The following is a 26,203-nucleotide window of genomic DNA, read 5'->3' on the forward strand; positions in this document are numbered from 1 at the left end:
ACTAATGTAGAATTATGTTGATTTCAATTAGATTGTTATTATATAATTAATTAGTTAGGGAAAAATGATACATATTTTTATATTCTTATAGGAGTGAGTGAATGAAAATTGAAATAGGAATAAATGAATCAGGTCAGAGACTTGATAAATTTTTAAGAAAGTGGCTGAAAGACGTCCCTTTGAGTGCTATATATAAGGCTATAAGAAAAGGCGATATTAAAGTAAATGGGAAAAAGAGAAAAGAAAAGTACTTTTTAGAAGAAGGAGATACAGTGGAGGCAAACTATATTACTTCTAAGAAGGAAAAAAGTGAATTTAAGAGCATAGACAATAGCTTTTTGAAGATTATATATGAAGATGAAAATATGCTGTTAGTTGAAAAATGGCCTGGAGTACTTGTACATTCAGACAGCAAAAGTAAAGATCCTACTTTGACAGATTATGTATTGTCACATTTATATGATAGGGGAGATTACATTCCAAATGAATCAGTAACTTTTACCCCATCTCCCTGTAATAGATTGGATCGAAATACTTCAGGAATAGTTATTTATGGCAAAAACTATGAGTCACTCAAGCTTTTAAATGAGATGATAAGAGACAGAACTGTAAGTAAGTACTATCAGGCAATAGTAAAAGGCAATATAAAAGATGGTATATACAAGGCATACATATGCAAGGATAATTTAGAAAATATATCAGAGATATATAATAGTCCTGGAAAAGATACAAAGGAGATTTCCATGAAAGTTAAAATGATAAAAACCTGTGGTTTGTATTCTTTTGTGGAATTGGATTTAATTACAGGTAGGAGTCATCAACTTAGAGCTCATTTGGCTCATCTTGGAAATCCAATTATAGGAGATAGAAAATATGGAGAGACAAAAATTAACAGCTTTTTTTATAATAAATATGGTTTAAATTATCAATATTTATATGCCTATAAGTTAAATTTTAAAAATTGTGATGAAAAATTAAATTATATGGAAAATAAGACTATAACTGCAGCTTTGCCTCCTGTATTTAAAAAAATAAGAAAAGATATTTTTGAAAAATTCTAGCTTTGGGTAGGGAGTCTTTAATATGAAAGAACAATCAACAACTAAAGGTTTTGCCATACTTTCAGCAGCAGGGATGCTTACAAAAGTTATATCATTGTTATATGTGCCTCTTTTAATTGCTATAATTGGTGGAGTCGGTTACGGAATATATGGAGCATCCTACCAAATATATGCTTTTGTATTTGTGCTGACCAATTCGGGAATACCTGTTGCCATATCAAAACTTATATCAGAACTGACAGCTACAGGAAATTACAAGGATGCTGCACGGGGCTTTAAAATAGCTAGAGCTGTTCTTGTCCTTGTAGGTATATTTATGTCTGTTATGTTAATTGTGTTTGCATTTCCGCTTGCAAAATTAACTGATAGAAGAGCATATTTATCCCTTGTGTCATTGTCTCCAGCCATTTTGTTTACATCTGTATCTTCATCTTACAGAGGATATTTTCAAGGCAGGGGAAATATGACACCAACTGCAGTTTCACAGGTTATAGAACAAACTTTAAATATTGTATTTTCTATAGCTTTTGCAGCTTATCTTATAAGGTACGGAGTAGAAGCGGGTATAGCAGGAAGCACTATAGGAACTTCACTGGGAGCCTTGGCTTCAGCTGCATTTTTAATGTTTTGTTACAATAACAATAGAAGTTTTAGAGATAAAGATAATTTAAATGAACATAAAAGAAGGTTTAGTAACAAACAGCTCTTGAGAAAAATAATAAATTATGGAATTCCCATAACAATATGTGTAGGAATGACCTATGCCGGTAACATAGTAGATGTAATAAATACTACATCAAGGCTTGTAGTAGGAGGATTTACAAGTGATGGTGCCATGATATTATATGGATATCTTACCAAGTATCAGCAACTTATGAATGTACCTATTGCTATTATTTCATCTCTAACAATGGCAATACTTCCAGCTATTTCTGCAGCTGCTGTTGTTAGAGATGAAAATAAAGTGAAGCATAGTATAAATTATTCTTTTAGGCTGTGTTTTTTGATATCAATTCCATGTGCTGCAGGACTTGCTATTTTGAGTGGTCCTATATTTAATCTACTGAAATTCAGGGGTGGAGCTTATATAATGGCATGTGGTTCCATAGTGCTTGTACTTATGGCTATTATGCAGATACAGACTACCATACTGCAGGGAATAGGGAAATTATATTCAGCTACAATATATTCGGTTATTGGTATCGCATGTAAGATAGGTATCAATTATATGCTTATTGCAATTCCAAGAATAAATATACTTGGAGCCGTTGGTGGAAGTGTAATAGGATATTTGGTACCTATAGTTTTAAATCATAGAATGATTAAGAAGTCACTTAGCATACATATAAGCATGCTTGGACATGCTGTTAAGCCTGTTATTTCTTCTATATTTATGGGTATAGTGGTATTCTTTATATACTACGTATTGGATATATTGATACAATTAATAAGACCTGGATATATTGCAAATGCAGTTTCTACTATTATAGCAATTTTAATAGGAGCATTGAGTTATGTATTTATACTGGCAATTATAGGTGGAATAACAAAAAAAGATTTAAACAGCATGCCTAGAAAATTGACTAGATGTATTCCTAAATTCATAGTTTCAAAAATAAGATAGAGAAGAAGGTTTCTATAGTGGATTATAGAAACCTTCTTTTTTTATTTCATGCATATTTAAGATTAAACTTGTAAGTGAGGTAAGAATAAGACTTATTCCACAACCGTATATATTTATTGAACGTATTCCAGTTAAAAAATATATTAATATAAGTTCCTCAACTGATACTATAAGAGAATTCCTGAGAAGTATATTTTGTTTGCCTATTCCATTTAATATGGAAAAACTTGCAGCTGAAACAAAACTTACAGGGGCGCAAAGAGAAGCGAATTTTATATAATTTCCAATATCATTTCTCTTATAGAATAATTGTCCCAAATAATCTGGAATGCAAAGGCATATAACCATGGTTATTATACCTAGAATTATAGAAACTTTTAAAACTTGAGATATTCTATTTTCCACTGCAAAATAGTCCCGACTGCTTATTTTTTCAGATAGATCTGGGATTAAAACTATTGATATGGAATTTAGTATAGTAGTTGGAAAGAATACTATACTAAAAGCCATAGCCTTGAATCTACCTATCATAGAAAGAGCTAGATTGTAATCTATACCAGAAGATACAAGTCTTCTTGGAATAGTAAGTCCAGATACGGCAGATATTCCTGTAGACAAAAATCCATTTAAACATAGAGGAAATGATACAATTAAAACATTAAATAAAAGTTGGAATTTGTCTACGTTGTAATCTAGTGCCCTTAAATGTTTTCTCCGTTTTAACTTATAGAAAAAATAAAGTGCAACTAGACTTATGAGTTCCCCAAAAGCAAGTGTTAAATAAGCTGCAGTTACTGTTTTATTTACACCCTTTAATGTAAATGCACTCACTATATTTGTTATTATGATTATCCTTAGAAATTTTTCAACTACATCTATAAGTGCTGGAATTTTAACATCGGATGTACCATAAAAATATCCCTTAAATATGCATGATAGTGCTATGAAAAACATAGCTGGACAAATTACTTGAATAGCATGTACTGCCCTTATGTCATCTATTATATTCATACCTATGTATTTAGCATTTACAAATACGAAGCATATTATTATAAGAGACCATACGGAATCAAAAAGCAATGATACTGAAATTGAACCATCTAAATTTGAAAAATCATCTTTTCCAAAATAAACAGCAGATGCTTTCGATATGGATGTTACCATACCTCCACAGATGAGGCATATAAACAGATCATATATAGGCATTATCAGATCATATAGTCCCATACCTTCAGCACCTAGGTATCTTGAAAGTATAATAGAGAATATAAAGGCAAATATACTTGTAATCAAGTTTGAACAAATTAAAATAAGTGAACTCTTTAAAAATCTGTCTCTTTTCATAAACAACTCCTAAATATATAGAATTAATAAATAAATATGATGTTAAAAAAAGATATATTCATATATAACTATAATTTTAAATATACATATTCTATGAGTTATAAAGTTAGGAGATTGTATAAAATGAAAAAAGTATTTAAAATATTACTTATTATAGTAAGTGTATGCATCTTTGTATATGCAGCTAAATTATATTTTTATAAACAAAATACTTGTGTGAATTTGAAAATAGAGAACAAAAATTTAAGTTACAGTATAAAATATAAAAATCTAAAGAAATCAGTGGATTTCACATGGGATAATGAAGGAAATTACTACATAGCATATAATTCCAAGATTCAGTTTATAGGAAAGGATGGTAAAAGCTATGATGTAATCGAAAATCCTAATTTTAATATAACAAGTATAGATTATAAAGATGGTAAATTATATTATTCTTCTAAAGATAAAATATATTGTTATAATATAAAAAATAAAAATAATAGTCAATTTGCATCAGGAATTCCAAATTATGGAGATTATAATAAAAGTATTGTAAAAGTAAATGGAGATGATCTTTTTGTTTCCATAGGAGCTGCGACTAATTCGGGTATAGTAGGAGAAGATAATAATTGGAAGATTAATGAACCTTATGCTCATGACATAACTTCCAGAGATATAACTTTAAAAGGTATAAATTCTTTGAATGGCAAAACAGGTGCATTTCAAAGTTATGGAACAAAGAGTATTAAAGGACAAGTAGTTCCTGCTCACTTTCCAGGTAATGCATCTATTGCAGTTTATAACTTAAATACTAAAAAAGGAAGTACTTTTGCATGGGGTATAAGAAATGTTACAGCAATGGATTTTGATTCAGATAACAAACTTATATGTGTTGTAGGAGGAATGGAGAATAGGGGATCCAGACCAATCATGGGTGATAATGATTATATATATGAAATAAAAAAGGAATTTTGGTACGGATGGCCTGATTATAGTGGAGGAGATCCAATTACATCTCCTAAATTTAAGGGAAAAAACAACCTGGGATTTTTACTTGAAAATCATCCTAATATGAATCCGCCTTCACCTGTTTATCAATATAATAAGGTTTCAAGTCTAGGAAGTGCTGTAGTGGATAAATCAGGAAATATAGGTGAAAAAAATTGTATATTTTTTTATGATAAGATAGATAATCTATTATATAGTTTTAAATATCCTAAAGTAGCGAAAAAAGAAATTGTATTTAATAAAACTTCTGCAATAAAAAGCATAAAACTATATAATAAAAGTTTATTAATACTTGATAGCAGTAATGGATACTTGTATAGTATAGATAAGGGAAAGTTTAATTCTATAAAGAATTTAAAAGATTACAATAATATTTATATTTATCTTATTATATTTATTGTTTTAATTATTATATTAATTCTCAAAGCTAGAAGAGATTAATTAATATTGTTTAGAAAGAGGGAGATAATCTCAAGATGAAGGAAAAATTTGAAAGAACCTACGGTGGAGCAGTAAGAAAATTATTTTTTGCAGTGAATCCACTTAAAAAGAAGATAATGAAAACTAATTGTACCGCTCATAAATTTATAATGATCAGAGCTATAGAAATATTAAAAAATGATGGATATGAAGTGCAATCTAATTATTTTAGAAAAAATATATCTAGTCTGAATTCAGGTGTTACCTGGGCAGACCAGGATTTTAAAAGTTCAAATCATTTTTATCATGTAAGTAAGGGAAGAGGTCTGTATGGATTTTCAGATGCTCTTACTGAGTGCAAAAAATATTATAGTAAGTCTATTTATATGGCTAAAGATAATAATGTGGAGAAAGCAAATTTTTATTTTGGAGCTGCATGCCATTTAATTCAGGATGTAACAGTACCTCAACATGTTAATAACAGACTCTTAAAAAGTCACAGAAAATTTGAATTGTGGATTATAGGAAGACTCTTGTCTGATTATTCTTTTATAGCGTATGATAAAGTGGTAAGATATGAACACTTAGAAGATTATATAAGAAATAATGCAGTAATGGCGAACAGTACCTATATAAAAAATTTAAATATAAAAAAAACATATGATAGATATCAAAAAATAGCTTCATGTATAATAAAAGAAGCACAAAGAACTACTGCGGGTTTTATGCTCAATTATTATGATAAAATAAAGTCACTTAAAATTCTTCATTAAATTGAAGGATTTTTTTTATTATTAGAGAACATATCATATATAAAGCATTTACTTATTACGGAAATAAATACAAAAAAAGGAGGCGATGCTATGAATAAAAAAGAAGTATTTATAAATATGGAAAATGAAATATTCAGAGGTAATTTATTAGATGTGGGCTTAGATAATTATGGGATAGTATATAATATATACAAAGAATTCAATCATGAAATAAATGTAGAGTATGTAAGCGGAGAAGATGAGGGAAAGTATATAAAAGAAGATTATTATGATCTTTGTATTTTGTTGTTTTCATTTAGTACCATATTCTCTCAAATCAAAAGGAAGATGATTATAGAAAAGATACATAGATGCTTGAATAAAAACGGTTTGCTTTATATATGGGATATAGATAAAAAAATTGGTAAAATTTTTAACGGAGATATAAAAATTTTAATTCCAGGAAAGAGATTAAAAAAAATAAAAATAAGAGATTTTAATATAATTCAAAATAGTTCAAAAGAGAACACACTAAATATTATAAGCAAATATTTTGACGTAGAAGAATACAATTTTACCGAAGATATATATTATATAAAGGCAAAAAATAAATGTGAAAAACAAGAATTAAAGGAAGTATCAATTACTGATATTAATGATGAAAATTAGATATAAAAATCTTAAAAGAACCTCCTGACTAATTATGGAGGTTCTTTTAAAATTATTCATTGTTGACAACTTGCTCTAATTTAAACATTGTAAACATAATTCCTAGAATGATAAAACATACATATATAACAAACATTGGGACAACCACCTTTTCTGTTTTTAAATTCCATTTTTATTGTTTGAATTATTATATCACAAAAAATATTAATTTATGTTAATTTAATTTTAATTTAAGATAAATTTATTAATTTAATATATATCGTATTTGTGTTAATATATTTTATGGTGCAGATAAGAGTTTGAGAGGAGAATTCATTTACAAATGAAAATAGTATTGACAGCTATAAATGCAAAATTTATTCACAGTAATTTGGCAGTTAGATATTTAAAATCCTTTACTAGAGAGATTGATTATACATGTGTGATAAAGGAATTTTCGATAAATGATAGAAGAGAAAATATGCTTGAAGAAATAATAAAAGAAAAACCTGATATGGTTGGTTTTTCATGCTATATATGGAATATAGACTATTGTACATCTTTAGCAGAGCTTATAAAACTTATAGATCCTAATATAAAGATATTTTATGGAGGACCAGAGGTATCATATGATTGTTCCCAATTTTTAAAATATAATCAAGGGGATTATGTTATATCTGGAGAAGGCGAAGCTACATATTATGATCTTTTGAATTTTGAAATACAAAATTCAAAAGGGGCAGGCTATTTAGGTAAATTAGAAGATATAAAGGGACTTTGTTTTAATAAAAATGGTAAAGTGGTATTTAATGGTAAAAGAAAGGCCCTGGATTTAAATGAGATAATATTCCCATATGGTCAAAATGATAATTTGGACAATAAAATAGTATACTATGAAGCTTCTAGAGGGTGTCCTTTCTCTTGTAAATATTGTCTTTCTTCAACAACAGAAGGTGTTAGATTTTTAAATGCGGAAAGAGTAAAATCAGAGTTGAACTTTTTAATAAATAAGGGCATAAAACTTATAAAGTTCGTAGATAGAACTTTTAACTGCAATTATAAATTTGCTATAGATATATGGAAATTTATAATTGCTCAGGATACTGATGCTACATTTCATTTTGAGATTTCTGCAGATATATTAACTGATGAAGAAATAGAAGTGTTAAATAGTGCCCCTAAAGGAAGAATACAGCTTGAGGTAGGAGTCCAAACTACAAATTGGGAAGTGCTTAAAAACATAAATAGAAGAGTGAAATTTTCTGATATAGAAAATAAAGTTGAGAGAATACAGAAATATCATAATATAAATCAACATCTTGACTTAATAGTTGGACTTCCAGGAGAAGATTTTGCATCATTTAAAAGTTCATTTAATGATGTATACTCCATTCATCCTGAAAAAATACAAGTGGGTTTTTTGAAACTTTTAAAGGGATCTTCTATGAGATACGAAGCTGAAAAATGGGGAATAGTATATTCACCATTTCCACCTTATGAAATATTAAAAAACGATTTTATAAGTTATATGGAAATTTTGTCTTTAAAAAGAGTGGATGAGGTTGTAGATAAATACTATAATTCAGGCAAATTCAATAATATATTAAAATATTTTTTAAATATATTCAGTACACCATTTGATTTTTACTATGAGTTAGGTAAATTTTTTTATGATAAAGGATACTTAAATAGAAATATTTCTGCAGTACAATATTATAAAGTATTTTTAGAGTTTAATTCGGAACATTTGGAACAGGATAATACTGAATTAAAAGAGATTATAAAATATGATTATCTTGAATTTAATAAAAAAAGATGGCTTCCTGAATTCCTTGTCAGGGACAGAATCAAAGAAGAAGAAAGAATTTTGAAAAATAGAATAAAAGATGGAGATATATCAGTTTCAGGAAATTATCATATAGAAAAGTTTTTTATAGATGTTCATAAGTTCCAAAATAATGGTATATTAGAGAAAAAAGAAGGATATATAATATTTGATGGCAATAGTAATAGAGAAATATATTTGTTTGATTAATTAAATTGTGTGCCAGATATACAATATCTGGCACAGAGTATAAAAAGTGATTATAAATTATTTTTTGTTGAGCTTATACATTTTCTTTGCTTTTTCCATATAAAGCACACCATCTAAGTGGTCTATCTCATGACAAAAAGCTTTTGCTAAAAGTCCGTTTGCCGTATATTCTGTTTTTTTACCATTTGGTGTCATACCTGTAACTATAACTCTTTTAGGTCTTGTTACAATGCCTTCATATCCTGGATAGCTAAGACAGCCCTCAGTACTTTCTTCGTGTCCGATTTTTTTTGAAATTTTAGGGTTTATAAGTACAATTGGTTTGGAATCTTCTCTTCTTAAATCTATGATTATAATTCTTTTTAATATTCCTATTTGTGGGGCAGCAAGGCCTATACCATCATCATTGCTATATAAAGTATCTTTAAGATCTTTTATAATATCTAAAATGATATCATCTATCTTTTCAATTTTACGGCTCACTCTTTTAAGAGTTTTATTTCCATATTGCAATACTTCTTTTACTGCCATTTAATTATACCCTCCTATAAAGTAAGTTCTAATTAAATTATACATTTAATTAAAATAACAATCAAATATTGAAATTAGTTATAAATATATTTACATTAAAAAGAAAATAGTATATTCTAATGTATATACACTAGAATGCGTTTAGGAGGAATAATTAATGGATAATATTAAAAAACTTACTTATGCAGGGCTTTTAACAGCACTTGCAATTGTAATTCCTACAGCTTTTGGATTTTTAAAAATTCAATTGGGACCATTTACTGCCACAATTGCAGCACATGTTCCAATGTTTTTATCAATGTTTTTAGGACCAGTGCCAGCAGTAATTGTAGGGGTAGGATCTGCACTTGGATTTTTGATAACCAGCCCGGCAGTAATTGCAGCTAGGGCATGTAGTCATATTTTTGTTGGATTTATTGGTTCTGTACTGTTGAAGAAAGGATTTGGATTTAAAACTGTAATTGCTTTTACCGCACCTGTTCATGCTGTACTTGAAGCATTGTTTGTTATGCCTTTTGGATTTACAATGTATAAAGTACTTGTTGTAGTAGGAGTAGGCACTGTGGCTCATCATATTGTGGATGGTGTTATAGCATGTATACTTTTATCTACTCTGACAAAAACATTAAAGGTGAATTTGAGAAAAGCTTAATTAATATATAGATAATTTTAATAGGACAGTGCAGATTTTGCACTGCCCTATTTTTAAAGCCTTGACATATATACCGCTTAAATATAAAATTTAAATTTGTATAATGTTTAGAAACATTTGAACATATTCATTGCAAAAGGGGGTTTGTGTTGTGTCAATAAAACATGAAGACATGGTATTTGAAGTTAAATATTTGGAAGAAACTAAAAGTTGGATACAGAATCAAATTGAAAATATAAGTAGGGATTATAAAAAGCTAAAAAGTGGTATAGATAATCTTAGAAAACAGCTAAAGGGAAAATATAATGAAGAACTTGAAACAAAAGAGAAATTATATAATATAACTTATCAAAACTTGGAAAAGTATATAGAAAGTCTTGAGCAACCCTATTTTGGAAGAATAAATTTCAGGGAATATAAAAGAGATGAAGAAAGTTTTTATATAGGAAAATTTGGTCTTGGTGATATAAGAGATGGGGATGAAAAAGTAATTGACTGGCGTTCACCATTGGCTGATTTATACTATAGTGGAACTTTTGGAGATGCTTTTTATAGAGCACCAATGGGAATAGTAAGCGGCAAATTAAGTCTTAAAAGGAAATTCCTCATAAGAAATAGTGAACTTAAAGATGCATTTGATGATGGAATAAACGATATTATGCTTAGATCATCAGATGAAAAGGGTAGTTCTTTAACTGATGAATTCTTAAAAATAAACTTGGAAGAAAGTATAAGTACAAAACTTAAGGATGTAGTTGCGACTATACAAAAAGAGCAAAATAATATAATAAGAACAGAAAAAAATATATCTCTTATAGTTCAAGGATCAGCTGGATCGGGAAAAACTACAGTGGCTCTTCATAGATTGGCATATCTTTTATATAAGTATAAAGATAAATTAGAAGGAAAAAATATTCTTGTAATAGCCCCTAATGAGCTTTTCCTGGATTATATATCTGAAGTACTTCCGGATTTAGGAGTAAGTGATGTAAAACAAAGTACTTTTGAACAAATAAGTATGAATATATTAGGTATTAAGAATAAAATAATTACAAAGGATAAAAAATTATCATATTTAGTAGAGGAATCGGATATAAAAAATAAATCTCTTATAATTAGAAGTAGTAATTTAAAAGGGAGCATGCTATATAAGAGTTTTTTGGATATCTATATAAAGTATATGGAGGAACAGGATTCTAATATAGATGATATAAAAGCTGACAATTATGTAATGTTTAAAGAAGATGAAATAAAAAGATTGTACTTAAAGGATATGATAAATTTTCCTATAAATAGGAGAAAAGATGAAATAAAAAGGTATTTTAAATTAAAAATAGATGATAAGATAAAATTTATTATGGATAAAGTTGATTTTTCCTATGCTTATTTAGTATCGAGAATTAAAAGTACTATGGAAGATGGAGATGAAAGAAGAAAAAAACTTAGAGAAATATATAGTGAAAGAGATGATAAGAAAAAGAGATTATGTATTGATGCAAAGAAATCTTTTGAATCGTATTTTGATACTTGGAAAGGTGTCAGTACTAAAAGCAAGTATAGTGACTTTTTAAATAGTGATTATATGTTTAAAAAATTTGTGGATGGAAAAGTCAATGAAGAGTTATGGAACTTTATTAGAGATGACTTCAATAAGAATGCTAAAGAAAATATAATAGACAGTGATGATTTAGCCTCTTTATTATATTTGAAGTTTAAAATAGAAGGTATATCTGAAAAATTCAAATATAAGCATATAGTTATAGATGAAGCTCAAGATTACAGTGAATTTCAATTTTCTGTGTTTAGGGAAATGGCATATAATAATTCCATGACTATAGTAGGTGATATTGGTCAGGGAATATACTATTATAAAGGAATTTCAAACTGGGAAAGCTTGACTGAAAATGTATTTAAGGAAGATTTTAAGTATGTAGGACTAAATAAAAGTTACAGGTCTACAATTGAAATAATGGAATTTGCCAATAGAGTATTAAAACTTCAGAAGAACAATTTAAAGCCGGCAGTTCCTATTTTGAGGCATGGTAAAAAACCAGAAATATTTAAATTTAAAACCAATAGAGATTTTGCACAAAGATTAGATGAAATTGTATTTAAAGTTAAACATAATAATAAAAAGAGTATAGCAGTTATAGGAAAAAATTATAAGCAATGTAAAAAAATAAAGGATTACTTAAGAAAATACAGCAATTATGATTGGAAATTAATAAAAGAAAATGATAAGAACTTAGAATTGGATTGTATAATAATACCATCATATATGACAAAAGGATTAGAATTTGACTGTAGTGTAATATATAATTGCAATGAGGAAAATTATGCAAATAATGAATTGGATAAAAAGATATTGTATGTAGCTTTAACAAGAGCACTTCATTTTGAATTTATATTTTATTCGGGGAATATTTCCAATCTCATTATGGATGATAAATAATATTTGATTGAAGTCTTTACAATGTCATTATTGCAATAAAAGTGATGAATTTTTATTTATTATAAGATATATAGCGAGTTTCAAATCCCTAGTATAATTAAAAAAGAAATAAAGTAGTGCAATAAGTCATAAAATATACTTACACTGCTAATTAGACATTTTTTGTTGTTGATATTTCAATATAAGTTCATCTAATTCCATACTGCACTGTACTACTTTTTTATCTGTTAAAGTGCCAGTTTTCATTAGTTCATATAAAACAGATTTTAATTGGTTTATTTCTAGATTTAGGTTATTTAAGTTTTTCTCCATCACATTACCTCATAATTCAAATTTAGTTATCTCTATATATTTTAACGGATAATAAATAATTAAACATATATTTTATAAGTCAATAAAATACAGATTATTACAAGAAAAAACATAATTTCTGTAGATAAGATGTGGACTATTCTGTGGAAAAAATGTGGAAAAACATAAAAACATGTCTTTATATATTGATATGAAAGAGAATGGAAAAAATTGCAAAGGCAAAATATTGTCAAAAACTTTTTTGCATATAATCAATATATAAGAATTTATTTACTCTCAATTTTATACTTGTAGTTTTATACTTTTTTCATACTATTGTGCTATAATAAATACCATAAAAACAGGATATTCAGGAGGAAGAGATTTGATAGAAGATAAATTAATAGATAGAATAAATTCACTATATGCTAAAAGCAAAAGTGTTGGACTTACAGAACAGGAAAAAATGGAACAGGAAAAACTTAGAAAAAAATATTTAAATAATGTAAAAAGAAACTTTAGAGCCCAACTGGATAATATAACTAAACCAATGGATAATAAAGCGTTGGACTAGGGGGCGAAAAAATGGCTGTAACAGTTAAAAATATGATAAAGGATTTAAAATTGGAAGTTTTAAATGAAGGTAAAAGGGTAAATAAAATTAATGTAAGTGATATAAACAGACCGGGACTTCAATTTAGTGGATTTTATAATTATTATGCCAATGAAAGAGTACAAGTAGTAGGAAAAGCAGAATGGAGTTTTTTAGATGCTATGCAGCCAGACTTAAGACAAAAAAGGTTAAAAAAATATTTTGAGTTTGATAACCCATGCACTATAATAACTAGAAATCTAGAACCTCATGAAGAACTTTTAGAAAGTGCACGTGAATATGATAGATGGATACTTAGAACCGGCAGTTTATCTACAAGATTTATAAATAAACTTATGAATTATCTAGACTATAAATTGGCACCTGAAACTAGACTTCATGGAGTGCTAGTAGACGTATATGGTGTTGGAATGTTAATAACTGGTGAAAGTGGTATAGGTAAAAGTGAAACAGCACTTGAACTTATAAAGAGAGGACATAGACTTGTTGCAGATGATGCGGTTGATATAAAAGAAATAGATGGAGAACTACATGGAAAATCTCCTTACATAACGTCAGGAATGATTGAAGTTAGAGGAATGGGAATAATAGATATATCAGCCCTTTATGGATTGAGTTCAGTTTTAAAGAGTAAAATAATTCATTTAGTAGTCTATATAGAGCAGTGGAAAGAATCTCAAAATTACGATAGATTGGGAGTAGATAAACAGTATATCAATATTTTGAATGTACCACTAAGAAAAATGACACTTCCGATAAGACCGGGAAGAAATTTAGCTGTTATAATAGAAGCAGCTGCAGCAAATTACAGGTATGGTCTTATGACTGATGTTACTCCAGTAGATATAATAAGTAAGAGAATGAATCAAGTGGAGAAAAAGAGGAAAATATTAGAAGATGATGAATAAGAAAGATATTAGAAAAAACATACTATCAATTAGAGATTCACTAAGTAATAGTCAGCGTCAAGCATTGGACAATAAAATATTTGATAAAATTATAAAAAGTTCAGAATATAAATGTGCTAAATGTATATTTGTATTTGTAAGTTATAGAAGTGAAGTTAATACCCATGAAATTATAAAACATGCTCTGTCATCTGGAAAAATAGTCTGTGTACCTAAAATAATATCTAAAGATGAAGGCATGAAAGCAGTGAGAATAGAAAAGTTTAGTGAATTGGTTCCAGGAGCTTTTAATATACTGGAACCTATAAATATATATAAAAAAATAGATGAAAGCTTTATAGATTTAATATATGTTCCAGGAGTTGCCTTTGATAGACATGGAGGCAGGGTTGGATATGGCGGAGGCTATTATGACAGATTTTTAAAAAAACTGAAAAGGGATTCTGAAAAAATAGCTATCTGCTATAATTTTCAATTATTGGATAAAGTACCTAGAGAAAATCACGATGTATCAATTTATAAAATAATAACTGATTAAATATCTTAACTTCTGCACAAAATAAACATTATAATTATTTTTAAAATTAATCATGCATCTATGGTGGTGTTACTATGAGAATAATTGATATAGATAATAATTTTATAAATGTTGATTGTGAAGAAGATTTAAAAGATAATAAGTGTTGGATAATGGCAGATGTAAGTGAAGTCGAAAGTTTAAATAAATTTATAAACATTGATAATGAGAGCATAGAGGATTGTAAAAGTTTTTCTCAAACTTCTAAAATAAGTTTTTTTAATGAATATATTTTTGTTATCTTTAATGTATTGAGCTGGCAAAATGACATAGTTACTTCAAAAGATTTAAATGTATTTTTAAGTAAAAATTATATAATAACTGTTTATAGAGATAGCATGGGGATTTTAAACAATTTAATAGATGATATAAGAGATTCAAAAAATTGTTATGCTTTAAAAGATAAGCCTGCTGTAGATATGTTATTGTACTATATATTGGATAGAATAATTATAAGGAACTATGATGTTATATCAAAATTGGAGGCCAGTGCAGACAAGATAGAAATAAATATTTTAAAAGATGCAGAAAAAGAGCAATTATATCACCTTATAACTTTAAGAAGACAGGTGTATAAGGTTAGAAAATATTTAAATCCTCTAAGATATATAGGCGATAGTCTGTCATTAAATGATAATTTGATAATAGAAACTGAAAATATAGCTTATTTTATAGGCTTGAACAAAAAGATAGAGAAACTTATGTTGTCTCTTGAAAGTCTAGTTCAAGATTTAGCACTTGTGAGAGAAGCTTTTGAGTCTGAAACTGCAAATAAGACAAATGAGCTTATGAAAATTTTTACTGTAATTACAAGTGTATTTCTTCCTCTGAATTTAATTACCAGTATGTATGGTATGAACTTAAAGGGAATTCCATTTATAGAGTTGGAAAATGGATGCCATTATGTGGTTATATTTATGATATGTATAGCAATTTTTTTGATATTTATATTTAAAAGAAATAAGTGGATATAGTTTCTATTTATGTTTAGTTTAAATAGAAACTATATCTTTATTCATTTACATAATTAAATAGATTTATATCTTTTTTTAATAATTCTTTTGGATAGTAGATCTCCAACTATTTGTACTATTTCTACTAAAATTACCAATATAACAACAGTTGCTATCATATAGCTAGTTTCAAATCTTTCATATCCGTATCTTAGGGCGACACTTCCGAGTCCTCCGGCACCTATTGCTCCGGCTAAAGTAGTACTTCCAATTATGGATATTGTACATAGAGTAAAGCTTCTTATAAGAGATGGAAGAGCTTCAGGAATTAATACTTTAGTTATTATAGTTATTTCTGTTGTTCCCATACTTACAGCAGCTTCTATTTTTCCATGTTCAACTTCTTTTATGCTATTTTCAATCATCCTGCCTAAAAATGGAGACAATCCTATAACTAATGGAACTATTGCAGCATTTGTACCGATGGTCGTACCTACGATTAGCCTAGATAGAGGAAGCAATACTACTATTAAAATCATGGTAGGGAATGATCTTATAATATTTATTATGGTTCCAAATACTTTATTGAATTTAAGAGATTCTAATATATTTCCCTTTTCTGTTACTACTAAGAGTATTCCCAAGATAGTTCCCAGAATAAAAGTAAATATACATGTAATTACAGACATATATATGGTCTCTCCAAGTGCTTTTTTAAGTACTATTAACATTTCATCAGTCATATTCCAGCACCTTCTTTCCATGTAGTAGTTTGAAAGCTGTTTGTTATATCAATAAACTTTTTAGCTGTATTGCTTTTAGGATTTAAAAATAAGCTTTTAGTAGAGCCACTTTCAGTTATTACTCCTTTTTCGAGTACAGCCACATTGTTACAGCAGTATCTAACTACATCCAGTTCATGGGTGATTAATAATATTGTTAAATTAAGCTTCTTATTTATATTTTTTAAAAGTTCTAAAATTGAATAAGTTGTAAGTGGATCTAATGCAGAAGTTGCCTCATCACTTAAGAGAACATCAGGATTATTAGCTAGAGCTCGAGCTATGCCTACTCTTTGTTTTTGACCGCCACTTAATTGAGCTGGATAGGCATATCTTTTATTAGATAATTCTACAAGATCCAGTATTTCATCTACTCTGGTTTTTATCTTATCCTTGGGATATTTTGCAACTTTTAATGGAAAAGCTATGTTTTCAAATACTGTTTTTGAGTCAAATAAATTAAATTGTTGAAATATCATTCCTATTTTTTTTCTTGCATCTTTTAATTCTTTTTTATTTAAAGAAGTAATTTCTTTATTTCCGATTTCTATTGTTCCTTCATCAGGTTTTTCTAGAAGATTTAAACATCTTATCATAGTAGATTTACCTGCTCCACTGAAGCCAATTATTCCAAATATATCTCCCTTTTCAATTTTAAGGTTGATGCCTTTTAAAACATCAACCTTTCCATAAGGAGTATTAAATTTCTTACTTAAATTTTTAATGGTTATCAAAGTAAAAACCTCCTAACTTTTAAAATGCGGGAACTACTGAACCTTTATATTTTTCTTTAATAAATTTTTTCACATCATCTGATTGAAGTGCTTTAACTAATTTTTTTATAGCATCTCTATTTTCATCACCTTTTCTTACTACAATTATGTTTGCATAAGGTGAATCTTTATCTTCTTTAAATAATGCACTGTTAGGATCTATTTTTGATTGAAGTACTATATTTGTATTTATTATTCCCCCATCAATATCAGGAAGTGATCTTGGTATCTGGTATGCATCCAATTCTTCAATTTTTAAATGCCTTGGATTTTCAGCAATATCGTTGATAGTAGCACTTTTATTAGAAACTGTATTTTTTACCTTTATTAATCCCTGCTTTTGCAATAATAATAATGCCCTGTATTCATTTGAAGCATCATTAGGTATAGCTATAGTTGCTCCATCTTTTAATTCATTTATAGATTTGATCTTTTTAGAATAGAATCCAATAGGCTCAACGTGGATATTGCCAACTGATGAGAAATCAAATCCTTTTTCACTAGCAACTGAATCCAAATATGGTTTATGCTGAAAATAATTGGCATCAATTTGTTTATCTTTAAGTGCAGGATTTAATTGCGCTGAGTCATCAAAAACGATAACATCTAAATTTATGCCTTCTGCTTTTAGTGTTGGTTTTATATGATTTAAAATTTCTGCATGTGGAGTTGCGACAGCTCCTATTTTCAACGTTTTTGAATTTGAAGTTTCTGTATTTTTACTGTTACAGCCTGTAAAAATTCCTCCCAATAAAATTACACAGAATAGTAAAGTAACAATTTTTTTCTTCATAATAGACACCCCTCATAATAGTTATATTAAAAAAGAGACCAGACTATAGGCATAAAACACCTATAACCTGGTCTCTAGTTTTTCTAGTCAACCTGGAAAATATAAAAAATATAAAATTTCACATAAAAACAAAGTTCTTCATAAGAGATAGACGTAAGAAGAACTCTACTTACTTCCCATCTTCAAGGATAATCCTACTGGAATTAGCACCATTAAATGTATTAGGTTGCCGGGCGTCATAGGGCCAGTCCCTCAGCCTCTCTTGATAGAAAGATCTTGATTTTTTGATTGTATCATGAAGTATAGCAAACTTGTACTAAGTTGTCAATATAAATATTTTGCATCAATATTTAAAATACTGTAAATATTGGTTTTTTTGTGATAGAATATAATCATTAATTAAAGCAGAGGATATTTATAGTTAGGAGATGTGACAAATGGCAAAAGACTTACAGAAGAAATATGACTATGCTTGGGATAAATATTCAAAGGATGACTTTAAAGCACTTTTTAAAATATCAGATGAGTATAAGGATTTTATGTCAAAATGTAAAACTGAAAGAGAATGTACTCGAGAATTTATAAAAAGAGCGGAAGTCAAGGGATATAAAAATATAGAGGAACTTATAAAAAGCAATACCAAACTGAATCCTGGAGACAAGGTATACGCTAACAACAAGGATAAGACTTTGGCTCTTTTTGTAATAGGATCAAAAGATATACAAGAAGGTATGAGGATATTAGGTGCCCATATAGATTCACCAAGGCTTGATTTAAAACAAAATCCACTTTATGAAGATACGGATCTTGCCCTCTTTGATACCCACTATTATGGTGGAATAAAAAAATATCAATGGGTTACATTACCACTTGCAATTCACGGTATAGTAATAAAAAAGGATGGTACTAAAGTAGATATAGTAATTGGAGAAGATGAAGATGATCCTGTAGTAGGTATATCTGATTTGTTAATACACCTTTCAGGGGATCAGATGGCTAAAAAAGCAGCTAAGGTTATAGAGGGAGAAGATTTGAATATATTGGTAGGAAGTATCCCTGTAAAAGATAAAGATGTAAAGAATAGAGTAAAACAGAATATACTTAAGATACTCAACAAAAAATACAGTATTGAAGAAGAAGATTTTGTATCCGCAGAAATTGAAGTGGTTCCAGCTGGCAAGGCAAGAGATTATGGAATTGACAAGAGTATGGTAATGGCTTATGGACATGATGACAAGATATGTGCCTATACATCCTTTGATGCCATGATGAAAATAAAAAATCCTGATAAAACCTGTGTTACACTTTTAGTGGATAAGGAAGAAATAGGAAGCGTAGGAGCCACTGGAATGCAATCCAGGTTCTTTGAAAATACAGTTGCAGAATTAATAGATCTTATTGGAGACTATAGTGATTTGAAATTGAGGCGTGCGTTGACCAATTCCAAGATGCTTTCGTCAGATGTAAGCGCCGCATTTGATCCTAATTATCCATCCGTAATGGAGAAAAATAATGCAGCTTATTTTGGAAAAGGAGTAGTATTTAACAAGTATACAGGAGCTAGAGGAAAGTCAGGATGTAATGATGCCAATCCAGAATTTATTGCTGAGATAAGGAAAGTAATGGATGAAAACAATGTATCATGGCAGACATCTGAACTCGGTAAAGTAGATCAGGGCGGCGGTGGAACTATAGCATATATACTTGCAGAGTACAATATGCAAGTAATAGACTGTGGTATAGCTCTCCATAATATGCATGCACCATGGGAAGTTGCAAGTAAAGCTGATATTTATGAAGCTGTAAAAGGATATAAGGCATTTTTAAACGAGATATAGCAATTAGTTGTAATATAGAGAGGAAATGAGGATAGATTTGTGTAAAAACCAATCTATCCTCATTTTTCTTATATATGCTTTTTACTTTCCTGAATCTTTTCATTTAACTCATTTAAATATGCCCATCGATCCATTTTTTCGTCTAGTGTCTTTTCTAAAACAGCTTTTTCTTTCAAAAGATCTTCAAGAAGCATATAGTTGGATCCAGCATTTTTTATCTCAAATTCTTTTTCACATATGCTTTTTTCCAAAGATTCAATTACTTCATCTATTTTGCTGAATTCAAGTTGTTCTTTATATGAAAATTTTAAAGTCTTCCTACTCTGTTGTTTATAATTCTTTTTTTCAGCGTTATTTTCAACGGTGTCTTTTTCTAAATGTATCTGTTTTTCTTTTTGCATTTTTCTAAAATATGAGTAATTACTTGTATATTGGTTTATTTCACCTTTGCCTTCAAATGCAAATATCTTGTTGACTATTTTGTCAAGAAAATATCTATCGTGAGATACTGCAATAACAGCACCATTAAAATTTTCAAGATAATCTTCAAGAATTGTAAGTGTCTCTATATCAAGATCATTTGTAGGTTCATCAAGTAAAAGTACATTAGGATATTCCATAAGTACCTTTAAAAGATAAAGTCTTCTTCTTTCACCACCTGAAAGTTTTCCTAAAGGAGTCCATTGTACTGAAGGTTCAAATAAAAATTTTTCAAGTATATTTGATGCATTTATTTTTTCACCTTCAGAAGTTTTAGCATATTCTGATGTACCTCTTATATATTCGATTACTCTTTGTTTCATATCCATATTGGAGATTCCTTGAGAATAGTATCCTATTTTAACTGTTTGACCTATATCTATATTTCCACTATCAGGAATTATATCTCCATTTAGAATATTCATCAATGTAGATTTTCCACTTCCATTAGAGCCTATTATGCCTATTCTATCATTATTTAATATATTATAAGAAAAATTTTTGACCAATGTTTTTTCTCCAAAACTTTTACTTATATTATCGATATTGATTACTTTCTTTCCCAATCTTGAACTTTGAATGTCAATGTCAAATTTTGAATTGTTTATACTTGATTTTTGACTGGTAAGATCTTCAAACCTCTGTATTCTTGCCTTCTGCTTTGTACTTCTTGCTTTTGCACCACGTCTTATCCATGCAAGTTCTTTTTTTATAAGACTTTCTCTTTTTCTGTCATTGTTGGTTTCCATTTCAAGTCTCTCAGCCTTTTTTCCAAGAAAAGTACTGTAATTTCCTAAGTAGCTGTAGAGTTTTCCATAATCAAGTTCCAACATTTTATTAGTAATCTTATCTAAAAAAAATCTATCATGGGTTACCATAATGAGTGCACCACTGCGTTTATTTAAAAATTCCTCCAACCATTCTATAGTTTCATCATCAAGATGATTAGTAGGTTCATCAAGTATTAAAATATTTGCAGGTGTTATAAGACAAGATGCAAGGGATACTCTTTTTTTCTGTCCACCTGATAGTGTAGATATTTTTGCATTAAAATCAGTAATTCCTAGCTTGGTAAGTATAGTTTTAGCTTGACTTTCCAGTTCCCATGCATTTTCTGATTCTATTTTTGTATTGAGAGCAAAAAGTTTATTTTGTAGTTTTACATCATCAGGACTTTCTTTAATCAACTTAACAGTAGTTTCATATTCTCTTAAAAGATCCATGACAGGAGAACCGCTTTTGAAAATTTGTTCAATTACTGTTGATTGATTACTATTATTGAAATCGGAATTTTGAGGAAGATATCCTATTATAGATTTATTGGATTTAACAATATCACCAGTATCTGGCACTTCAATACCTGCAATTACTTTTAATAATGTTGATTTACCTGTACCATTTACACCAATTATTCCTATTTTATCCCCATCATTTATCCCCAGAGATATATTATCAAACAGTATTTTTTCACTGTAACTTTTACTTATGTTTTCTACAGTTAGTAAATTCATTTATACACATCCTATTCTTTGACAAGTAAATTCTAATCTATTATAACATGGGTAAAAAATAAATGTGATATATTAATTAGCCTGCTTGGAAATCTTTACAAAAGATATAGTATATTATATTGTATCACAATAGATCACTGTTCGAAAAATACACAGACAATTTCACTAATTTTGTTCTAAAAATGAACAAAACTGCAATACATGTAAACGAAATCATTTAAAATGCACACTTTAGCTTTTGGCATGTATATTGCTATATAAATATATAACACATGAAAAACTATAAATGTAGAGAGGATGACAAAAATGAAGCTTTTACCAGTAAAAGAAGCCGAGGGAATGGTATTGGGTCATGATATGACTCAAATAATTCCCGGAAAACATAAAGGTGCTGCTTTTAAAAAAGGTCATGTTATAAAGAAGGAAGATATACCTGTACTACTTAATATGGGCAAAGAACATATATATATCATGGAAATAAAAGAAGGATATATACATGAAAATGAAGCAGCTATTAGAATGGCTAAAGCAGCAGCAGGGAAAGGCATAGAACTTTTTGGACCTTCAGAGGGAAAAATAACCCTTATTTCTAGACATAGTGGATTATTAAAAATAAATTATGAAGCATTGATGGAAATAAACGATGTTGAGGAAATTGCATTTGCTACACTTCATACAAATCAGTTTATACAGGGAGATGCCAAAGTTGCAGGTACTAGAATAATACCGCTAACTACTAAGGAAAGTAAGATAAAGCATATAGAGGATATATGTAAAACAAATTATCCTATTGTAGATGTCAAACCTCTAAAAAAATTAAATATAGGTATAGTTACTACAGGAAATGAAGTATTCTATAAGCGGATAAAGGATAAGTTTGGACCTGTCATACAGCGGAAATTTAAAGAACTTGATTGTAATATAATAAAGCAGTTATATGCAAGAGATGATGCAGATATGATTGCAAAATCCATAACACAACTTATAGAAGAAGGAGCAGATATGGTTACGGTTACTGGTGGAATGTCTGTAGATCCAGATGATGTAACACCTACAGGAATAAGGGAATCAGGGGCACAGATTATATCCTATGGTGCGCCGATACTTCCAGGTTCAATGTTTTTACTTTCATATATAAATGAAGTACCAGTTTTAGGACTGCCAGGATGTGTAATGTATAATAAAAGAACAATTTTTGATCTGATTGTACCAAGACTTGTAGCAGGTGAAAAAGTTACAAGGAAAGATATAATAAAGCTTGGTCATGGAGGTTTGTGTATTGAATGTGAAAAGTGTTCATTTCCAAACTGTGGATTTGGAAAATGTGCTATATAATAAATATTTTTTAAGGAGGAATTTATAATGTATAATACGACTTTAATAATCAATGGTGTTCCAAAAATTGTCATAACAACACCTGAAACAATGTTGTCAACAGTTCTTAGAGAACAACTTCATCTTTTAGGCACTAAAGTGGGATGTGGTAAAGGTGAATGTGGAGCTTGTTCTGTAATAATGAATGGAAAGGTGGTAAGAGCTTGCATTACAAGAATGAAAAGAGTGGAAGAAGAGGCTGAAATTACTACTATTGAGGGATTGGGAACTGCAAATGACTTACATCCTCTTCAATTATCATGGATGATTCATGGAGCTGCACAATGTGGTTTTTGTACTCCTGGATTTATAGTATCTGCCAAGGCATTACTTGATGAAAATATAAATCCTACTAGACAGGATGTAAGAGATTGGTTCCAAAAGCATAGGAATATATGCAGATGCACAGGATATATACCTTTGGTTGATGCAGTAATGGATGCTTCAAGGCTTATGAGAGGTGAGGTAAAAAAGGAGGATTTATGGTTTAAACTAAAAGAAGGTGATAGCCTTATAGGAACAAAAGCTATACGTCCTTCTGCTGTTGCAAAAGTAACTGGAAATTGGAGATTTGGTGCGGATTTGGGATTGGAACTTCCTGAAAATACACTTCACATTAAGTTGGTACAAGCTAAAGTTTCTCATGCCAATATTTTATCAATAGATACATCAGAAGCTGAAAAAATGCCGGGAGTATATAAAGTTATAACATACATGGATGTTCCAGGAACTAATAGAATAAATGGTCTGGCATTTCCTAATAACAAGGGTGATGGAAAAGAAAGACCTATATTGAATGATAAAAAGATATTCCAATTTGGTGATGCTATAGCTATGATACTTGCAGATACGGAATATCAAGCAGAGCAGGCAATAGACAAGGTTAAGGTAGAAATTCAAGAACTTCCAGCTTATATGAGCGCACCAGCTGCAATGGCTGAAGATGCTATCGAGATTCATCCTGGAACTCCAAATGTATTTTTTGAAACTGAAGTAGTTAAAGGAGAAGATACCAGCTTGATAATGGAAAAGGCGGATTATGTAGTTGATGATGATTTTTATGTAGGTAGACAGCCACATCTTCCACTTGAACCAGACGTTGGTTTTGCATATATAAATGAGTCGGAAGAACTAGTTATTCATTCAAAAAGTGTTGGAATACATGTACACGCTGCCATGGTAGCAGAAGGAATAGGAATTCCCCTTGAAAAATTGAAGATAGTTCAGAATCCAACAGGAGGTACTTTTGGATATAAATTCAGTCCAACTATTGAAGCTCTTTTAGGCGTTGCTGCACTAATAACAAAACGACCAGTATATTTAGGATTTAATATGTATCAGCAGATAACTTATACTGGAAAGAGGTCTCCATTTTTTATGCATGTTAAAATGGGTGCAGATAAAGATGGAAAATTACTGGCATTAGAGTCAGATTGGTCAGTTGATCATGGACCATATTGTGAATTTGGTGATATGCTTACTACAAGAGGTGCGCAATTTATAGGAGCAGGTTATGATATACCAAACATAAGAGGAGAAGGTAGGGAAGTTTGTACAAATCATGCCTGGGGTTCAGCTTTTAGAGGATATGGTTCACCACAGAGTTTGTTTTCATCAGAAGTATTGATTGATGAATTGGCAGATAAGATGGGAGTAGATCCACTGGAATTGAGATATAAAAATGTTTATAGGAAAGGTTCTACTACTCCGACAGGTTGTGAGCCGGATATAATTTGTCTTCCAGAGATGCTGGACAAATTGAGACCTCAGTATAAAGAATCTAAAAAGGCAGCAGCAGAAAAAAATAAAATCAGCAAAGACAAGAAATATGGTTCAGGTATAGCACTACTTCTGTATAGTTCAGGACTTGATGGAGCAGATACGTCTGAAGCCTGGGCTGAAATAACACCAACAGGTGTATCTGTAGGCAATTCATGGGAAGATCATGGACAGGGAGCAGATATGGGAACACTTACTATAAGTTATGAAGTTTTAAAACAGTTGGGTATAAAACCGGAACAGATAAAATTGGTTATGAATGATATGCAGAAAACTCCAGATAGTGGTCCGGCAGGTGGAAGTCGTTCAAATGTTTTAACAGGAAATGCTACAAGAGTTGCTTGTGAAAATCTAGTAACGGCACTTAAAAAGCCAGATGGAACTTACAGAACTTATGATGAAATGATAGCTGAGAACTTACCTGTTAAATATAGCGGTAAATGGACAGCACCTTGTACAGCAGCCAACGTGCATACCGGTCAGGGAAATCCCTTCCCTTGCTACATGTATGGAGCACTTTTAGCAGAGGTAGAGGTAAATATTAAAACAGGAAAGGCAAGAGTAACAGGTTTAAGTATGTTGTCTGATGTTGGAACTATAATAAATAGACTTGTAGTTGACGGGCAAATGTATGGAGGTTTAGCTCAGGGTATTGGATTGGCTTTGAGTGAGGATTTTGAAGACATTAAAAAACATACTACACTTACAGCTTGTGGAATACCTCAAGTAAGAGATGTGCCTGATGATATAAATATAGAATATTTGGAGACACCTAGACCATATGGACCATTTGGTGCTTCAGGAGCAGGTGAGATGCCGCTTTCAGCACCACATGCAGCAATAGTAAATGCAATTTATGATGCCTGTGGAGTACGTATAACTAAGTTGCCGGCAAAACCTGATAAAATTTTAGCTGCACTCAAGAAACTTTAGATGCTATATTAAATAAAGCATTCAATCCTATAATAGTATTTAATCTCTCCAAGATTAAATACTATTATTTCAAATACCGTAATCTATTA

General features: G+C 29.7%; 22 protein-coding genes and 1 riboswitch. Of the genes, 15 read left to right on the forward strand and 7 right to left on the reverse strand.

Features of this window, described 5'->3' with window-relative positions; genetic code table 11:
- Window positions 1-101 precede the first annotated feature (101 nt).
- Both KM800_RS02060 and KM800_RS02065 read left to right on the forward strand, forming a co-directional pair.
- Window positions 102-1,061 carry an RluA family pseudouridine synthase gene (locus KM800_RS02060; RefSeq protein WP_217811584.1) on the forward strand — a complete coding sequence of 320 codons (960 nt, stop codon included), beginning with the start codon at window positions 102-104 and terminating at the stop codon, window positions 1,059-1,061.
- Between the two features lie 22 nt (window positions 1,062-1,083).
- Complete coding sequence (locus KM800_RS02065) at window positions 1,084-2,685, forward strand: putative polysaccharide biosynthesis protein (protein WP_217811585.1); 1,602 nt, start codon at window positions 1,084-1,086, stop codon at window positions 2,683-2,685.
- Between the two features lie 12 nt (window positions 2,686-2,697).
- On the opposite strand, the gene spoVB is transcribed toward KM800_RS02065, so the two are convergent.
- Window positions 2,698-4,029: a stage V sporulation protein B gene (gene spoVB, locus KM800_RS02070; protein WP_217811586.1), complete on the reverse strand. Its 1,332-nt coding sequence runs from the start codon at window positions 4,027-4,029 to the stop codon at window positions 2,698-2,700.
- Window positions 4,030-4,152: 123 nt separating this feature from the next.
- Here spoVB and KM800_RS02075 point away from each other — a divergent pair, with 123 nt between their 5' ends.
- From KM800_RS02075 to KM800_RS02090, 4 genes are all read left to right on the forward strand, one after another.
- Window positions 4,153-5,460, forward strand: a complete 1,308-nt coding sequence (locus tag KM800_RS02075) for a hypothetical protein (protein WP_217811587.1) — start codon at window positions 4,153-4,155, stop codon at window positions 5,458-5,460.
- Between the two features lie 35 nt (window positions 5,461-5,495).
- Window positions 5,496-6,212: a zinc dependent phospholipase C family protein gene (locus tag KM800_RS02080; RefSeq protein WP_217811588.1), complete on the forward strand. Its 717-nt coding sequence runs from the start codon at window positions 5,496-5,498 to the stop codon at window positions 6,210-6,212.
- Between the two features lie 90 nt (window positions 6,213-6,302).
- On the forward strand, window positions 6,303-6,860 hold the full coding sequence (locus KM800_RS02085) for a class I SAM-dependent methyltransferase (protein ID WP_217811589.1): 558 nt from the start codon (window positions 6,303-6,305) through the stop codon (window positions 6,858-6,860).
- Window positions 6,861-7,182: 322 nt separating this feature from the next.
- Window positions 7,183-8,874 carry a B12-binding domain-containing radical SAM protein gene (locus KM800_RS02090; protein WP_217811590.1) on the forward strand — a complete coding sequence of 564 codons (1,692 nt, stop codon included), beginning with the start codon at window positions 7,183-7,185 and terminating at the stop codon, window positions 8,872-8,874.
- Window positions 8,875-8,931: 57 nt separating this feature from the next.
- Here KM800_RS02090 and def read toward each other — a convergent pair whose 3' ends face one another.
- Window positions 8,932-9,405: a peptide deformylase gene (def, locus tag KM800_RS02095; protein ID WP_217811591.1), complete on the reverse strand. Its 474-nt coding sequence runs from the start codon at window positions 9,403-9,405 to the stop codon at window positions 8,932-8,934.
- A gap of 157 nt (window positions 9,406-9,562) precedes the next feature.
- On the opposite strand from def, the gene KM800_RS02100 reads away from it, so the two are divergent.
- Window positions 9,563-10,057 (forward strand): ECF transporter S component, encoded by a 495-nt coding sequence (locus tag KM800_RS02100; RefSeq protein WP_217811592.1) that lies wholly within the window; start codon window positions 9,563-9,565, stop codon window positions 10,055-10,057.
- A gap of 151 nt (window positions 10,058-10,208) precedes the next feature.
- A complete protein-coding gene (gene helD, locus KM800_RS02105) occupies window positions 10,209-12,509 on the forward strand; it encodes an RNA polymerase recycling motor HelD (RefSeq protein WP_217811593.1) in 2,301 nt (766 codons plus the stop codon).
- Window positions 12,510-12,656: 147 nt separating this feature from the next.
- On the opposite strand, the gene KM800_RS02110 is transcribed toward helD, so the two are convergent.
- Entirely contained in the window at window positions 12,657-12,821 is a 165-nt protein-coding gene (locus tag KM800_RS02110) for an aspartyl-phosphate phosphatase Spo0E family protein (RefSeq protein WP_217811594.1), read from the reverse strand.
- Window positions 12,822-13,185: 364 nt separating this feature from the next.
- Here KM800_RS02110 and KM800_RS02115 point away from each other — a divergent pair, with 364 nt between their 5' ends.
- The 4 genes from KM800_RS02115 (at window position 13,186) to KM800_RS02130 (ending at window position 15,872) form a co-directional block, all read left to right on the forward strand.
- Window positions 13,186-13,374: a DUF896 domain-containing protein gene (locus tag KM800_RS02115; RefSeq protein WP_217811595.1), complete on the forward strand. Its 189-nt coding sequence runs from the start codon at window positions 13,186-13,188 to the stop codon at window positions 13,372-13,374.
- Window positions 13,375-13,385: 11 nt separating this feature from the next.
- Entirely contained in the window at window positions 13,386-14,321 is a 936-nt protein-coding gene (hprK, locus tag KM800_RS02120) for an HPr(Ser) kinase/phosphatase (protein WP_217811596.1), read from the forward strand.
- A complete protein-coding gene (locus KM800_RS02125; protein WP_217811597.1) occupies window positions 14,311-14,859 on the forward strand; it encodes a 5-formyltetrahydrofolate cyclo-ligase in 549 nt (182 codons plus the stop codon). The genes hprK and KM800_RS02125 overlap by 11 nt, the downstream gene beginning before the upstream one ends.
- A gap of 74 nt (window positions 14,860-14,933) precedes the next feature.
- On the forward strand, window positions 14,934-15,872 hold the full coding sequence (locus KM800_RS02130; protein ID WP_217811598.1) for a magnesium transporter CorA family protein: 939 nt from the start codon (window positions 14,934-14,936) through the stop codon (window positions 15,870-15,872).
- 53 nt (window positions 15,873-15,925) lie between these two features.
- Here the strand turns inward: KM800_RS02130 and KM800_RS02135 are convergent, their stop codons facing one another.
- From KM800_RS02135 to KM800_RS02145, 3 genes are read right to left on the reverse strand one after another with little or no spacing between them, the layout of a single operon-like run.
- Entirely contained in the window at window positions 15,926-16,594 is a 669-nt protein-coding gene (locus tag KM800_RS02135) for a methionine ABC transporter permease (protein ID WP_217811599.1), read from the reverse strand.
- Entirely contained in the window at window positions 16,591-17,367 is a 777-nt protein-coding gene (locus KM800_RS02140; protein ID WP_017750551.1) for a methionine ABC transporter ATP-binding protein, read from the reverse strand. Before KM800_RS02140 ends, KM800_RS02135 begins: the two co-directional genes overlap by 4 nt.
- A gap of 19 nt (window positions 17,368-17,386) precedes the next feature.
- Window positions 17,387-18,199 (reverse strand): MetQ/NlpA family ABC transporter substrate-binding protein, encoded by an 813-nt coding sequence (locus tag KM800_RS02145; RefSeq protein WP_217811600.1) that lies wholly within the window; start codon window positions 18,197-18,199, stop codon window positions 17,387-17,389.
- Window positions 18,200-18,372: 173 nt separating this feature from the next.
- Window positions 18,373-18,471: riboswitch (SAM riboswitch) on the reverse strand.
- Window positions 18,472-18,636: 165 nt separating this feature from the next.
- On the opposite strand from KM800_RS02145, the gene KM800_RS02150 reads away from it, so the two are divergent.
- Window positions 18,637-20,037, forward strand: coding sequence for an aminopeptidase (locus KM800_RS02150; protein WP_217811601.1), 1,401 nt, complete (start codon window positions 18,637-18,639; stop codon window positions 20,035-20,037).
- Window positions 20,038-20,105: 68 nt separating this feature from the next.
- On the opposite strand, the gene KM800_RS02155 is transcribed toward KM800_RS02150, so the two are convergent.
- A complete protein-coding gene (locus tag KM800_RS02155; protein ID WP_217811602.1) occupies window positions 20,106-22,028 on the reverse strand; it encodes an ABC-F family ATP-binding cassette domain-containing protein in 1,923 nt (640 codons plus the stop codon).
- A 306-nt stretch (window positions 22,029-22,334) separates the two neighbouring features.
- Here KM800_RS02155 and KM800_RS02160 point away from each other — a divergent pair, with 306 nt between their 5' ends.
- Together KM800_RS02160 and KM800_RS02165 are read left to right on the forward strand one after the other, a co-directional pair.
- Window positions 22,335-23,363 carry a molybdopterin-binding protein gene (locus KM800_RS02160; protein ID WP_217811603.1) on the forward strand — a complete coding sequence of 343 codons (1,029 nt, stop codon included), beginning with the start codon at window positions 22,335-22,337 and terminating at the stop codon, window positions 23,361-23,363.
- Window positions 23,364-23,390: 27 nt separating this feature from the next.
- Entirely contained in the window at window positions 23,391-26,114 is a 2,724-nt protein-coding gene (locus KM800_RS02165) for a molybdopterin-dependent aldehyde oxidoreductase (RefSeq protein ID WP_217811604.1), read from the forward strand.
- Window positions 26,115-26,203: the final 89 nt, after the last annotated feature.

The organism is Clostridium tyrobutyricum, from assembly GCF_019144085.1.
Taxonomy (GTDB): Bacteria; Bacillota; Clostridia; order Clostridiales; family Clostridiaceae; genus Clostridium_B; species Clostridium_B tyrobutyricum_A.

Excerpts from the sequence above, each read along its gene's own strand:
- KM800_RS02090 (WP_217811590.1), top strand. The coding sequence starts at position 7,183 with ATGAAAATAGTATTGACAGCTATAAATGCAAAATTTATTCACAGTAAT.
- KM800_RS02060 (WP_217811584.1), top strand. The coding sequence starts at position 102 with ATGAAAATTGAAATAGGAATAAATGAATCAGGTCAGAGACTTGATAAA.
- KM800_RS02065 (WP_217811585.1), top strand. The coding sequence starts at position 1,084 with ATGAAAGAACAATCAACAACTAAAGGTTTTGCCATACTTTCAGCAGCA.
- hprK (WP_217811596.1), top strand. The coding sequence starts at position 13,386 with ATGGCTGTAACAGTTAAAAATATGATAAAGGATTTAAAATTGGAAGTT.
- KM800_RS02155 (WP_217811602.1), bottom strand. The coding sequence starts at position 22,028 with ATGAATTTACTAACTGTAGAAAACATAAGTAAAAGTTACAGTGAAAAA.
- KM800_RS02130 (WP_217811598.1), top strand. The coding sequence starts at position 14,934 with ATGAGAATAATTGATATAGATAATAATTTTATAAATGTTGATTGTGAA.
- KM800_RS02145 (WP_217811600.1), bottom strand. The coding sequence starts at position 18,199 with ATGAAGAAAAAAATTGTTACTTTACTATTCTGTGTAATTTTATTGGGA.
- KM800_RS02125 (WP_217811597.1), top strand. The coding sequence starts at position 14,311 with ATGATGAATAAGAAAGATATTAGAAAAAACATACTATCAATTAGAGAT.
- KM800_RS02160 (WP_217811603.1), top strand. The coding sequence starts at position 22,335 with ATGAAGCTTTTACCAGTAAAAGAAGCCGAGGGAATGGTATTGGGTCAT.
- KM800_RS02075 (WP_217811587.1), top strand. The coding sequence starts at position 4,153 with ATGAAAAAAGTATTTAAAATATTACTTATTATAGTAAGTGTATGCATC.
- KM800_RS02100 (WP_217811592.1), top strand. The coding sequence starts at position 9,563 with ATGGATAATATTAAAAAACTTACTTATGCAGGGCTTTTAACAGCACTT.
- KM800_RS02135 (WP_217811599.1), bottom strand. The coding sequence starts at position 16,594 with ATGACTGATGAAATGTTAATAGTACTTAAAAAAGCACTTGGAGAGACC.
- def (WP_217811591.1), bottom strand. The coding sequence starts at position 9,405 with ATGGCAGTAAAAGAAGTATTGCAATATGGAAATAAAACTCTTAAAAGA.
- KM800_RS02165 (WP_217811604.1), top strand. The coding sequence starts at position 23,391 with ATGTATAATACGACTTTAATAATCAATGGTGTTCCAAAAATTGTCATA.
- KM800_RS02150 (WP_217811601.1), top strand. The coding sequence starts at position 18,637 with ATGGCAAAAGACTTACAGAAGAAATATGACTATGCTTGGGATAAATAT.
- KM800_RS02080 (WP_217811588.1), top strand. The coding sequence starts at position 5,496 with ATGAAGGAAAAATTTGAAAGAACCTACGGTGGAGCAGTAAGAAAATTA.
- KM800_RS02110 (WP_217811594.1), bottom strand. The coding sequence starts at position 12,821 with ATGGAGAAAAACTTAAATAACCTAAATCTAGAAATAAACCAATTAAAA.
- KM800_RS02085 (WP_217811589.1), top strand. The coding sequence starts at position 6,303 with ATGAATAAAAAAGAAGTATTTATAAATATGGAAAATGAAATATTCAGA.
- spoVB (WP_217811586.1), bottom strand. The coding sequence starts at position 4,029 with ATGAAAAGAGACAGATTTTTAAAGAGTTCACTTATTTTAATTTGTTCA.